Raw genomic sequence first — 13,609 nt, forward strand, 5'->3', positions numbered from 1 at the left:
AATATAATTCTATAAAAAGGGTAAATTTTTACATAAAACACTCCCTCTTATTCTATATGGTGATATATATATCACATAAATATCATGTGATTTTTAAAAAACAATATTAAAATGATCGAATATACTGTTTATTGAATAAAGATTCGTATAATTAGAAGTTTCAATCTAGTATTAAACAGTTTAATACAATTTTATGAAATACAAATGTTCCGCTCATTTGTATCCTTGTGTAACCAAACGGATGAGATCAAACATGGATGAACAACCCGAAAATCCTAAAAATCAAACCAATCCTTTAGGAAATGAATCGGCCAAATTCATTAAATCTATTCCTACCTATGGGCGTTTTCCCCTGCTGGATCATATTCAATATCCAGTTGATTTGAACAACTTATCTATCGAACAACTTGAACAAGTTGCTCGAGAACTGCGCGCAGAAACAATCGATGTTGTTTCAACAACTGGCGGGCATTTAGGCGCGTCTTTAGGTGTTGTTGAACTCACCGTTGCTTTACATGCAGTCTTTGATACACCCAGAGATTCCTTAATTTGGGACGTGGGACATCAAGCATACCCTCATAAAATCCTGACTGGACGCAGAGAATTAATTCGTACTCTGCGCCAACCTGGTGGATTGTCTGGTTTTACTAAACGCTCAGAAAGCATTTACGATCCATTTGGTGCAGCACACTCATCAACCTCTATTTCTGCTGCCTTGGGGATTGCTGTTGCTAATCATTACAAAGCAAAACATGATCCAAGTTACAAAGAACGTAGCGCAATTGCTGTAATTGGTGATGGCTCTATTACGGCGGGAATGGCTTATGAAGCCATGAATAATGCTGCTGTTGCAGGTCCTGGTGCTGAAAATCTTATTGTTATTTTAAATGATAACGAAATGTCGATTTCACAACCTGTCGGATCAATGTCTGTTTATCTGTCACAGCTTTTATCTTCTCGTCATTTCCTAGGACTTCGTGACCTTGCTGCCCGAGTAGCCAGCAAGCTTCCTGAAAGCATCGAAAAAAGAGCGAAAAGAGCAGAAGAATATGCACGCTCTATGATGACGGGTGGAACCTTGTTTGAAGAGCTCGGTTTTTATTATGTTGGGCCAATTGATGGTCATAATCTACAACAACTTGTTCCTGTTTTACGTAACTTGCGTGATGCAGAGCATCTTGGACCCGTTTTGCTTCATATTGTGACACAAAAGGGGTATGGATATAAACCAGCAGAAAGCTCTGGAGATAAATATCACGCTGTTTCAAAGTTTAACGTCATAACAGGCGAACAAACAAAAGCGCCTCCTGGTCCTGCTTCATATACCTCTGTTTTTAGCAAAGAATTGTTAAAATGTGCAGAAAAAGATGAACAAATCGTTGCTATTACCGCTGCAATGCCTACGGGAACAGGGTTAGATAAATTCGAGCAAAAATTCCCAGACCGTTATTTTGATGTAGGCATAGCTGAACAACATGCTGTAACATTTGCCGCTGGATTGGCTACAGAAGGCATCCGCCCATTCTGTGCAATTTACTCATCTTTTTTACAACGCGGTTATGACCAAGTCATGCATGACGTTGTTTTACAAAAATTACCAGTTCGTTTTGCAATCGACCGTGCTGGGCTCGTTGGTGCTGATGGTGCAACGCATGCTGGAACCTATGATATTGCGTATTTAGGCTGCCTTCCTAATATCGTATTAATGGCTCCAAGTAATGAGTTAGAGTTAATGCATATGACGGCAACTGCTGCGGAGTTTGACGAGGGTCCGATTGCTTTTAGATTCCCACGAGGCCCTGGACTTGGATTAAAATTACCTAGCCAAGCTGAGATTTTGGAGATCGGTAAAGGCCGTATCGTCCAAGAAATGGGAGAGCAAACAGGAAAAGAAAAAGGTGGAATTGCTATCCTTTCTTTTGGTGCACGTTTAACTGAATGTTTGAAGGCAGCTGAAAATTTAACAGAGCAAGGTTACTCACCGACAATTATTGATGCACGATTTGCAAAACCGCTGGATACAGATTTAATCAACCAAATTGCTCGTAATCATAAAGTATTAATCACAATAGAAGAAGGTTCTCGTGGTGGTTTTGGCGCTTTTGTAATGGAACATCTTGCGGGAAATGGTTTGTTAGATAATATTCGCTTTAGACCCATGGTTATTCCAGATTTTTTCATTCACCATGATACGCAAACAGCACAATATGCTCAAGCAGGTTTGGATGCCACATCAATTGTAAAAACGGCTTTAAAAGCTATTGGGGCTTGATTATCGATCACCTTAGTCTAATATCATATGATAATGTATAAGTTAAACATAGAGTAAGTATAACAATGAAATTACGATATTTCTTTCTTTTGTGTGGTTTTACAGCACTTAGTGGTGCAAGCACCCAAGTTCTGGCACAGACCCTGTCTAAACAACCTATAGCAAGCACACCTAGTACAAATGCACAAAGTGCTTCTAAAGAACCTGTTGTAAAACTCTATCAAGCGTTAAGTGCTATTCAAAAATCTTCTAAAAATTCACCAGCGCAACGGACTGCTCTCTTAAATCAAGCGTTGGATGTCAGTTATGATTTTCCTGCGATTATTAGCAAAACTGTAGGGTATCGTTATGAAACTTTTACACCACAAGAAAAAGAAGCCGTTTTAACTGCATTTAAAAATTATACCACAGCACGGTATCTTTCAAGTTTTGCTAATAGTTCAGATACCCAATTCAAAATTTCTCCAGAAGTAAAAACTGCACCTTCAGGTACAAATCAAATTATTAGTACAACAGTTGGCTCTGGTAGTGATGCAACACAAATTAATTATATCGTTCATAAAACTCCACAAGGATGGAGAATTATTGATGTATTATTAAATGGAAATATCAGCCAGACGGCAATTCAACGTGGAGATTTTAGCTCTACCCTTGCCAAGGGTGGCAGCCAAGCTTTGGTTGAAATGTTGAATAAAAAAACACAATCATTTAACAAATAAAATAATTTCTGAGTCTTTATGTCTTGTTCACTTTTTAAGCTTTCAAAATCCAATAAACTTTTACTAAGTTGTGCTGCTTTGGGATGCATCCAAGCAGCCATTGGCTCTTTATTAGTTCAATTTTTTCAAAAGAATAAAAAAATAGAAAGCTATTCTACAAATACACTACCTAAAGTTACAGTATTTAAACCGTTATCGGGTAAAGAACCGTTACTCTTTGAAGCTTTACAAAGTTTCTGTGAACAAAACTATCCAAACTTACAAATTATTTTCGGTTTACACCACTCTAAAGATCCTGCGTTAACTATTGTCAAGAACTTACAAAAACTCTATCCGAATGTAGAGATTAATATTGTTGTTAATCCAGATATTCATGGGCATAATCGAAAAGTTTCAAACTTAATCAATATGTTTCCTGCTGCAAAACATGAAATTTTTATTATATCCGATTCAGACATTCATGCTCCTAATAAAAACTATCTAAAAGAGATGGTTTTAGAGCTACAAAAACCTAATATTGGTCTTGTAACTTCCTTATATAGTGGTCTTCCCTCTTTTGAATCTCGTGTTCAACATATAGCCAGTGCACATATCAACTATAATTTTATGCCTGGCGTGTTATTATCTCGATATCTAGGCCGGCAAGATTGCTTGGGCGCCGCCATTGCCATCAAGCGCGATTTATTAGAAAAAATTGGTGGGTTTACAAGCCTAGTTAATTACGTTGCTGATGATGCGGTCTTAGGAAGAAAAATTAAAGCACAATATTTGGATATTGCTCTTGCCCCTGATATTGTTCAAACAACAGTTACTGAAAAAGATTTGTTTTCACTTTATGAACATGAATTGCGCTGGAATCGAACAACGTTTATTCTAGAACCTATTGGTTTTACACTATCATTTTTACAACTGCCATTATTTTGGGCATCTTTAGCGGTTATATTTAATCCACTGACTTGGATATCGTGGATATGTTTCTTGCTATGTTGGGGTGTAAAAGCACTTTGCTGTCTCTTAATTAACAAAAAATTAAACTATCCATCTTTACGCATAATATCTTTGCTTCCTTACAGAGATTGGTTCTCTGCATTGGTCATGTTTAACAGCTTTTTTGGAACCAAAGTGACCTGGCGTGGACAAAAAATGACAATAAAAAAACATCCAGAGTTCCAAACGACACTATATAGTGATATATAACCAAATCAATTTAGTATTTTGAAAACTATATCTTTCTAACTAAAATAATATAAATCAAGGGAAAACTGCACTCATGATGAAAACGCTATTTTTACAACCCCCCTCTTTTGAAGGTTTTGATGGTGGTGCGGGTTCTCGTTATCAAGCAAAACGCGAAATTAAATCCTTTTGGTATCCAACTTGGTTGGCACAACCTGCGGCTTTGATTCCTGATAGCCGTCTTATTGATGCGCCTCCTGCTCGTTTAACTATGGATCCAATTTTAGCAGATGTGAAAAATCGTGACCTTGTCATCATGCACACATCTACTCCTTCTTTTGCTTCTGATCTTAAAGTTGCAAAAATGTTAAAGGAAACCAATCCATCGGTTAAAATCGGGATGGTTGGTGCAAAAGTTGCCGTACAACCTCAAGAAAGCCTTGAAAAAGGAGACGTTATTGATTTTGTCGCACGCAATGAATTTGATTTTACCATCAAAGACATCGCTGAAGGCATGGATTTTAAAAATGTTGATGGAATTTCGTGGCGTGATGCAAATGGTAAAATTGTCCATAACAAAGATCGTGCGATCATCGAAGATATGGACACCCTTCCATTCGTAACCGAAGTTTATAAAAGAGATCTTCGTATCGAAGATTATTTTATTGGTTACTTAAAACATCCTTATCTTTCTATCTATACTGGTCGTGGATGTAAATCTCATTGTACATTCTGCCTATGGCCACAAACTGTAGGTGGGCATAAATATCGTACGCGCAGCCCTCAACATGTTGCTGCTGAAATTCGTTTGGCTCAGCAATATTTCCCTCAAGTCAAAGAGTATTTCTTTGATGATGATACATTCACAGATGATTTACCTCGTGCTGAAGCAATCGCCAAAGAGCTCGGTAAATTAGGGGTAACATGGTCTTGTAATGCCAAAGCCAATGTGCCACGCAGCACACTAAAAGTATTACGTGACAATGGGCTTCGTCTGTTATTAGTTGGTTACGAAAGTGGCAATCAGCAAATCTTACACAACATTAAAAAAGGTATGCGCGTAGAAGTTGCTCGCGAATTTACCAAAAACTGTCATGAACTAGGTATTAAAATCCACGGTACATTTATCTTGGGGCTTCCTGGTGAAACCAAAGAAACCATCCAAGAAACGATTAAATTTGCAACTGAGATTAACCCTCATACAATGCAAGTTTCTTTGGCAGCACCTTATCCTGGAACATTCTTGTATAAGCAAGCAATGGAAAATGGTTGGTTAGATAAAGATCATGCTGAGTTAATTGATGAAAATGGGGTTCAGATTGCACCTTTACATTATCCACACTTATCTCATACAGAAATCTTTGATAGTGTAGAAACCTTCTATAAAAAATTCTATTTCCGCGCGCCCAAAATTGCTTCTATTGTTGGAGAAATGGTTACCAGCCCACAAATGATGAAGCGTCGTTTGCGTGAAGGTATTGAATTCTTTCAATTCCTACGCGACAGACATACTCCTTAATTGGTGAACGATAAGAGGCCTTGTGACTAGACAAGTTTTATTTTCAGCTGATGATTTTGGGCTTTCTGTTGAAGTTAATGAAGCAATAGAAATAGCCCATCATCGGGGTGTATTGAGCACGGCAAATCTTATGATTGGTGGTGCCGCAGCACAAGATGCAATTAAACGAGCAAAAAAAATGCCTAACCTCAAAGTTGGGCTACATTTAGTGGTGATTGAAGGCCCTGCTATTCTTCCATACTCTGAAATCCCTTTAATTATTAATACTGATAACCAATTCCCCTCGGATCAATTAAAAATGGGAATTGATTATTTTTTTAATAAAAAAAAACAATATCAATTACGCAGAGAAATTAAGGCACAGTTACAGGCGTTTATTGATACTGGATTAGCATTAGACCATGTTGATGTACATAAACATATGCATCTTCACCCCAGTGTTGGAAAAATGCTCATTGAACTAAGCAAAAAATTTAATGTACGTAATATTCGTGTGCCACACGAGCCCTTTAAAATATTAATGGCAATTGACAAAACCAATTACAAAGAGAATTTTGGTAATATTCTTGTCCAATACTGGACAAATATTTTAAAATATCAACTAAGGTGTAGCAATATGCGTTATTTAGATTGGTGTTTTGGATTATCTTGGTGTGGGCATATGAATTTTGAAAAGATTTCAAAATTATTAGTGAACTTACCAAATGGCCGTTCAGAGATCTTTTTTCACCCTTCGATTAGCCATACGGGGCTTTATCAAAATCTAATGCCTGATTACGAACCTACTCGGGAATTAGAGACTTTGTGTCATCCAGATTTACCCAAGATTTTACAAGAAAATAACATTATCCCAATCACTTGGGATAATGTTCGTTAGATAGATTAATAACTTATATAGCAGATTCAATCCAAGTTTTTAATTTATCTTTTGGTAAAGCACCTACTTTGGTTGCCACAGGAACACCGTCTTTGAATAAGATCATTGTTGGAATACCGCGCACGCCAAATTTTGTAGGTGCATCTGGGCTTTCTTCAACATTAACCTTAGCAATCGTTAATTGATCACCCATTTCTTTAGCTAATTCTTCTAATACTGGAGCAACCATTTTACATGGGCCACACCATTCTGCCCAAAAATCAACCAATACTGGCTTTGAAGATTTTAAAACATCTGCTTCAAAAGAAGCATCTGTAACTGCCTTTGTAAATTCACCCATTATAAATTCCTTTCATATAAATCGAATCAATATTTATTACTTTATACATAATAGCGATTATTTCGAAATCAAGAAAGCCTATCTTTTCCACTTGGTATATAATTGAGCAATAACTCCTTGGGTAAGATCATGATTTTAGCTATATCTGTCCAGACAATCAAAGGGTTTATTTGATGTTTAGGATACATCATGGTCAATAAAGACCAATAAGCTGCCATTTGCTTTAAATAAATAACAGGGACATCCTCTGCCTCTCGTGGAATTTTACGACCCGACTTAAAATCACATAATAAAATCTGATCTGATAAGATACGCATCCGATCAATTTGACCCGTAATCACTATTCCATTAACCATCCCAACCAAAGGTTGCTCTACCAAACTTTGTTGATCAAACAAAGAGTGAAGCAAAGGATGCGTAATAATATTCAACACCTGCTCAACCAATTTTTGTATTTCCTTAGTGGAAAATTGACTTTCCAAAGGCTTTAACCACTGTAATGCAATAGCTGCACGTTGCTCTGATGGACAATCAGGTAAATATTGTAAAAGCTGATGTACCAAACGGCCTCTATATAATGGGTCTCTTTTAGCCTTAGTCTGCAAAGGAGATATAAACGAGGGAATATCCCCTAACTCTATTCCTTCTGGGCGACTAGGAGCTAAATGCGTTGTTGATATTTTTTCAGAAGGCAGTGGAGTGGCAATCCAATTATTGTCCTGTCCCATCCAATCAGGAAGTTTTGTTAGGTTTTGAACCTTGTTAATAATGTTGTCCTTAACAAAAGATGTTGCAACTGCAAGCTTCTGCTCAATCCATAAATGCTCGCCCTCCCATCCTTTGGTAAAATCACGTGAATATGCATTTAATTCGCGTAGTGCCGCAACACTATGTTTATACCAATTTCCTATAGGTAACTCTTTATCCTCAGAAACTGTTTTTTGCCAACCACAAATTAATAACCACTCGCTGGCACGCGTTAACGCTACATATAATAGCCGATTGCTTTCAGCCTCAGCCGTTAATTTTTTTTCATCTTTATCCATCTGACTTTCAGCAATATCAAACTGTTTTTGCGGAATATATAAAGGCACTGTCATCCCACGAGATAGATCTTTTTTCCAGATTAACACTTTGTCTGACTGGAATCCTCCTTGTTTCACTGCAGGGTTCATTGTATCAGGTAGAATAACCAGGCGCCCTTGAAGCCCTTTGGCACCATGCACCGTCATAATACGCACCATATCGATCGTTGATTCAGCTTCATTTTTAATCATGCGTTCGGATTGCTTCAACCAATATAAGAACCCTTGCAAAGAAGGCGTATGAAGCGTTTCGTAATGTAGTGCTTGAGAGAGCAACTCATCAATTGCTTCAATAGCCTCTCCACCCAATCGTGCCAATAACCTTGTACGCCCTTGATGTTCACCCAAGATTTCTACCAACAATGCATAAGGTGTTACAAAGTCAATACGCAGAAATAGGCTAGACAGCATTTTCCAGACGGCCGACCAATCTTCTCTTTCTTTATGCCTTATAAACAAAGTTCCCCAAAGGCTCTGCCCATTTTTTCGTGGTGCAGCCAGCGCCATCAAGCTTTCTTCGCTTAATCCCCCCAAAGGAGATTTTAATACACACGCCAAAGCCAAGTCATCCTGAGGCAACAATAAGACCTCGCATAAAACAAGCAAATCTTGAACAGCGAGCTGGTCCAACAATTGCGTTTTAACCAAGTTTGCCAAAGGAATATTTTTAGATTTCAAGGCACGAATAAGCGCTTTGGAAAACAGAGATCTTTTACGAATAAGAATTAAAATATCGCCAGCTTGAATAGGCTTGCCCCCATAAGAAGGCACTTTGCCAATTTGTTGAGCAATCCAATCAGCCAGTGTATCAGCTAATATGAGTTCTGCACTTTGATATTTTTGATTTTTCGTTAATGGTTGCCATAACTGCATTGCCCCATCTTGATCCAAGGCATCAATGCGAGTTAATGGCCAGATATCCACTCGACCTGGTGCTTCTAGTTGTGCAGAACGATGAGAAAGAATTTGACTGTCTTTATCTTCCCCTGATAACCCTGCAAGTCCTTGTTTCGGATCAAAAACATGATCAACAAAATCTAAAATGATCTGACTGGAACGAAAAGAAACCCTTAACTGAGGATCCTCCCATAATTGATCCGCCTGCAATACCGTTTGTTTGAAGATTTTATGCCAGTATAAGAATTCTTGAGGTTTAGCGCCTTGAAAAGAATAAATCGACTGCTTGTAATCCCCCACCGCAAAAACTGTTCTAGGATGTGATTGATCCTCGTCACGCCCAATACCAGAAAAAAATTCTGTAGATAAATCCGCAGCTATTTTCCATTGCTCGGCAGAGTTATCCTGAACCTCATCCAACAAGATATGATCCAACCCACCATCAAGTTTATATAATACCCAAGCAGAACCAGGATCATCTAACAAGACTAATGTATAAGCAATTAAATCATTATAATATAAAGCCCCTTGGTTACGCTTAATCTCTTGATAGCGTTGCCAGATAGGCGCGAATACACGCATCAACGCCAAGGTATATTCATAAACGCTATATCGATTTAACTGATCGATAACTTCCAGAATATATTCCCCTTGATTAACAAAATAAGCCGCAATATCGGGATCATCCGTTTTATTTCCTTTGATTGATTTTATTTCATTTTTTTGTGTTAGAAAGCAATTTGTTAATACATCCCACAAAGCAACACGCTGCACAGCTGGTTCTGCCAACCATTGTAAACCAAATTCACCAATCTTATTCAAACTTTTCGCATTTGCAGCAACAGCTTGTTCGAAGTAAGATTTAAATTCTTTCTCATCACGCCATTCCTGACAAACAGCATGTAAATAGTCTATTTTACTGGCGTAAGAAAGTTGTAATAATTCACGCAAATATACATCAAAATAACCCTGCTCAATTAATCGAAAAACATCAGGTAAAAACCGTTGATTTTGTTGCAGTTCTTGTAAAATCTCCAAGAAATTTTGACTGCTTACCATAGGACTTAAAAGTTGAATATCTTGCTTTGAAGCCAAATGGATTTTTTCATCAAAAGCTTGCTTAAATGCAAGAATATTATCCCCTTCTTCAATAATTTTAAATTGAGGGTTAATTGATGCTTCCAAAGGAAATCGTTGTAAGATTGACTGACAAAACGCATGATTAGTTTCAATACGCATTCCCCCTGGCAAATCCAGCACCTGGGCAAATAATGCACGTGCAGCCTTACGCATGGCTTCATCAGGTAATATTTGTAAATCCGACAAAGCTTGATTTAACTCTTGTTCAGAATAGCCTACCCATTCACTAAGTTTATGCTGTAAACGAATTGCCATTTCTGCTGCTGCTGCTTTGGAATAGGTTAAACATTGGATTTTTTGAGGATGTGTGCCTGGTTGTAACGTGCCATCTCGCCCTTTTCTGGACAACATCAACCGTAATAGGCGATCCACTAATAACTTTGTCTTACCGCTGCCCGCAGAGGCTGACACAAATACAGAAATCGTCGGTGTTGATGCCAGCCTTTGTTGAGCATTGGCCTCATCAACTGGTGTTGTCATTGAAAATTCAAGCTGCATCATTCCCCCTCTGCCATGCTGCTCCACTCTAGCACTCTGGCCAGATGCGCATAATCACCAAATCGTGGAATCCCACCACTAGAAGACTTATCAAACAAATACGGGCGAGGACGAGATAAATAAGGCTGCTTAGGGTCATTATAACGTTGAATAAGACGAATTAATGCTTGCCAATGGTCTTGCATTAGTTGAGATATGTTTGCTTCAATAGAAATCTCTTGCCCAGATTTATCTTTGATTTTTTTCCCAATCTTAATTTGCTTGTCATTATCCAATCCTCCTTTAAGACTCCAGTAATAAAGTTGGATAATAATTTTATCTGCAAGATTTGGACCAAAGGCACCGCGATAAGCCATCACAGCTTCTAATATCAGCTGTGGCGAGTTCCCTCTTTGAACGCTTTCAATTGATGGCGCTTGACCAGTTTTATAATCAAAAATCTCGATAGTGCCATCATAATTTAAATCAATACGATCCGCTATTCCACGCAACGTAAAGGCAATCCCTGTCTCCTCGGAAAAATCATAAGAGCCCGATATTTCTGAATAAACACAACCAAAATTCTTTTGATTACGACGTTCTTGTTCCTGAGCATATACCCATTGAGCAATTTTAAGAACTCGAGAACGCCACCATTCACGCATAGACGGGATAATATCTCGTCTTTCCTCCAAGGCTTGAATCATACATTCTTGAACTTTACCTTCATCCCAACCAATTTGCTGATAGGCTCTTTTTAACCCGTCGTGCACAACATTTCCAAAGATGCTGGCGGAACGGTCTTCTTCAAGTCCTACTATTTTTCTAAGTTTTAAAATTCGCTTGGCGTAAATTTCATAAGGATCTTTAAGCCAATATTCGACATCAGTAATCGAAATTGATTTAGGTCGCCATACCAACGGTGGTGTCGGCCTTGGTGGAGCAATAGGATTTGCGGCTCCTTTGGGTTGATCTAATAATTTTGCCCATGATAAAGCAGGATGTTCCACTATAACCCCATCTCGACCTTTTAGCCATGCTTTTAAGCGCGTAATCCAACGCGATGGCACAACAGGGGCATTATCCCTTTGTAAAGGTACTGACAAAACAATCTCAGGCACCGAACAACAAAGAAGCATAAAATCATAGGCTGAACGTCCGACCTCGGCATCAGGCAAAGGGATCCGCATTTTGGTACGCATCGGTCTGCTGATCCAAGGGCCAGAATCAATTACAGGAGGCCACACCCCTTCGGATAATCCACCCAAAATAACCATATCGACAACCTGCAACCGCGCTTCAATTAATCCCCAAATATAAACTCTGGGATGAAGCTCTTTATCTTTTCGCCCCCGCAAAACTCGGCGCGTATGCACAATCATCCCTGTATAAGAAGCGTTTAAAATCCCTTCGAATTCTTGCAACGTAATCTCGGATAAAATTTGTGCCTCGGCAATAATATTGCGTAAATGTTCAGCCAAAGCATTTCCTTCTTCAGCAGTCCATAAAAGTTCTTCACCTGCTTGTTCAACATTTGAAGTTAATGCTTCTGCCACTTCAACCAAAGCAATCGCCCACTGATCTGCCGAACGCTTATATGCACCTTCGAGTAAAGGTGCCATAAATCTTTCCAATAAATGGATCAAATTTAAAATCTCAGAAGCATGAGCTAGAAATTGAGTTGATTGCTCGCCTAAATATTCAGGATGAGAAAGCTCTAGTTCTGCAATTCTTTGGCGCGTCGCATATCCAATCGTCTCTAGCCCCGAAGCAGCAAATTGCCGTAAAATATTAACCTCTAAAAGACGTGTATATTCACGACAAGTCTTATGAACATATCCACAACATACAAAAGGGTGTTTTAACAAAGAAAGTAAAGAAACCGGTGTAAATTTCTCAATACAAGCTCTGGTCAACAGACTTAATAAAATTGCAGCTGGCGTTTTATATAAAGGCTCGCCCGCACTGTCATCCGCGACAATACCCCAACGTCCTAACTCTAACGCTACTCGCATAGCTAAATTACGGTCAGGCGTCACCAAAGCCACTATCTTTTCAGGTTGTTCCAAAGCATCCCTTATTATTAACGCAATAGAGACTGCTTCTTGTTGTTGATCCCTGGGCTCTGATAAATAACAATTTGGTAAGGACACTGTGTCCTGATCAGCAAGCCATTGATCAAGTAATTCTGCGGGCAATAAAGTCTGTTGAAACGCTTTTACACGCTCAAAAGGAACCAATCTTGTCTCTTCATCTTGCCAAATTTGAAAATCAAAACGTTTGACCCCCAAGGCAGTAAACATTTTTGCCATTTCTGCATAAGGATGCGTTAAAGATAAATCACTCCATATGTCTTCGGGTAAGTCCTCTTGGATACCCGTTACGATTAACTTTCCCTTAGACATTTGCATGATTGAAGACAGCAACTCCACTACCGCAGGACGGGCATCAATGAATCCCACCGCCCAAACAGGTTCATTTGATCCCAACTCTTGCCAGTAATGCGCTTGGATACGCAATAAAGCAACCTTTCTGGCAATAGGGTTCATTACTTGGTTGTCTAATAACCATTGTGGCCAAATATCAGTAATAATGGTCAAAAACTTTAAAATATTTTGCCAATGCTCTGCATATTCTCCGTCCACGGCTTTTGGCAATGCTTCATGTAAACTACAATCTGCCCATTCAGCTTCATCCATTAATTCCGCAAGAGAACAAGCCAGTTTCCATATTTCCCCTGCTTGCTCTTTATGTTCTAAGGACTGATCCATCCGCATAATCAGTTTAGTTAAGAGTGAGGTTCGCAAAATCGGATCAACAGCAGGTGGCAGAGAAAAAGCGTGCTCACCTTTTAAGATTAATGCCGATTCATCAATTGCACCAATTGACATAATTCTAGGAAGTAAAATCGGCTTACCTTTGGTGATCCTAAGGAACGTATCGATCAGAGCTTTGACGGTTCTTTGATTAGGAACAAGAATAATGCCTTGGCGAATCATATCGGGTTGATTTTGAACCTCAGTCATCCACCGTTTAGCCAATATTTCTAAAAAAGGCATATTAAACGGTATTGAAACTAAATTCATGCCATCCCCTTATTCCTGATA

The 13,609-nt window shown here is 38.7% G+C and carries 8 protein-coding genes; 5 read left to right on the forward strand and 3 right to left on the reverse strand.

The annotated features are described in order from the left end of the window. Window positions 1–253: 253 nt before the first annotated feature. The 5 genes from dxs to hpnK all read left to right on the forward strand — a co-directional run bounded on the left by dxs (window position 254) and on the right by hpnK (window position 6,563). Window positions 254–2,272, forward strand: a complete 2,019-nt coding sequence (gene dxs, locus QMN76_RS09525) for a 1-deoxy-D-xylulose-5-phosphate synthase (protein WP_051462091.1) — start codon at window positions 254–256, stop codon at window positions 2,270–2,272. 65 nt (window positions 2,273–2,337) lie between these two features. Next, window positions 2,338–2,991, forward strand: coding sequence for an MlaC/ttg2D family ABC transporter substrate-binding protein (locus QMN76_RS09530; RefSeq protein WP_282024547.1), 654 nt, complete (start codon window positions 2,338–2,340; stop codon window positions 2,989–2,991). 18 nt (window positions 2,992–3,009) lie between these two features. Beyond that, a complete protein-coding gene (hpnI, locus tag QMN76_RS09535; RefSeq protein WP_282024548.1) occupies window positions 3,010–4,188 on the forward strand; it encodes a bacteriohopanetetrol glucosamine biosynthesis glycosyltransferase HpnI in 1,179 nt (392 codons plus the stop codon). 73 nt (window positions 4,189–4,261) lie between these two features. Beyond that, window positions 4,262–5,686 (forward strand): hopanoid biosynthesis associated radical SAM protein HpnJ, encoded by a 1,425-nt coding sequence (gene hpnJ, locus QMN76_RS09540; protein ID WP_034340557.1) that lies wholly within the window; start codon window positions 4,262–4,264, stop codon window positions 5,684–5,686. A gap of 22 nt (window positions 5,687–5,708) precedes the next feature. Next, window positions 5,709–6,563 (forward strand): hopanoid biosynthesis-associated protein HpnK, encoded by an 855-nt coding sequence (gene hpnK / locus QMN76_RS09545; protein WP_282024549.1) that lies wholly within the window; start codon window positions 5,709–5,711, stop codon window positions 6,561–6,563. 13 nt (window positions 6,564–6,576) lie between these two features. Here the strand turns inward: hpnK and trxA are convergent, their stop codons facing one another. The 3 genes from trxA to addB form a co-directional block, all read right to left on the reverse strand. Then, complete coding sequence (gene trxA, locus QMN76_RS09550; RefSeq protein ID WP_034340569.1) at window positions 6,577–6,903, reverse strand: thioredoxin; 327 nt, start codon at window positions 6,901–6,903, stop codon at window positions 6,577–6,579. A gap of 68 nt (window positions 6,904–6,971) precedes the next feature. Next, window positions 6,972–10,526 (reverse strand): double-strand break repair helicase AddA, encoded by a 3,555-nt coding sequence (addA, locus tag QMN76_RS09555; RefSeq protein ID WP_408869467.1) that lies wholly within the window; start codon window positions 10,524–10,526, stop codon window positions 6,972–6,974. Next, entirely contained in the window at window positions 10,523–13,588 is a 3,066-nt protein-coding gene (addB, locus tag QMN76_RS09560; protein ID WP_282065998.1) for a double-strand break repair protein AddB, read from the reverse strand. The genes addA and addB overlap by 4 nt, the downstream gene beginning before the upstream one ends. Between the last annotated feature and the right edge of the window lie 21 nt (window positions 13,589–13,609).

It is taken from the genome of Commensalibacter papalotli (ex Botero et al. 2024) (assembly GCF_947179115.1).
In the GTDB taxonomy this organism is placed as follows: domain Bacteria; phylum Pseudomonadota; class Alphaproteobacteria; order Acetobacterales; family Acetobacteraceae; genus Commensalibacter; species Commensalibacter papalotli.

Bases quoted from the DNA above. Each gene is read 5' to 3' on its own strand.
- hpnJ (WP_034340557.1), top strand. From the start codon at position 4,262: ATGATGAAAACGCTATTTTTACAACCCCCCTCTTTTGAAGGTTTTGAT.
- addA (WP_408869467.1), bottom strand. From the start codon at position 10,526: ATGATGCAGCTTGAATTTTCAATGACAACACCAGTTGATGAGGCCAAT.
- dxs (WP_051462091.1), top strand. From the start codon at position 254: ATGGATGAACAACCCGAAAATCCTAAAAATCAAACCAATCCTTTAGGA.
- hpnI (WP_282024548.1), top strand. From the start codon at position 3,010: ATGTCTTGTTCACTTTTTAAGCTTTCAAAATCCAATAAACTTTTACTA.
- trxA (WP_034340569.1), bottom strand. From the start codon at position 6,903: ATGGGTGAATTTACAAAGGCAGTTACAGATGCTTCTTTTGAAGCAGAT.
- QMN76_RS09530 (WP_282024547.1), top strand. From the start codon at position 2,338: ATGAAATTACGATATTTCTTTCTTTTGTGTGGTTTTACAGCACTTAGT.
- addB (WP_282065998.1), bottom strand. From the start codon at position 13,588: ATGAATTTAGTTTCAATACCGTTTAATATGCCTTTTTTAGAAATATTG.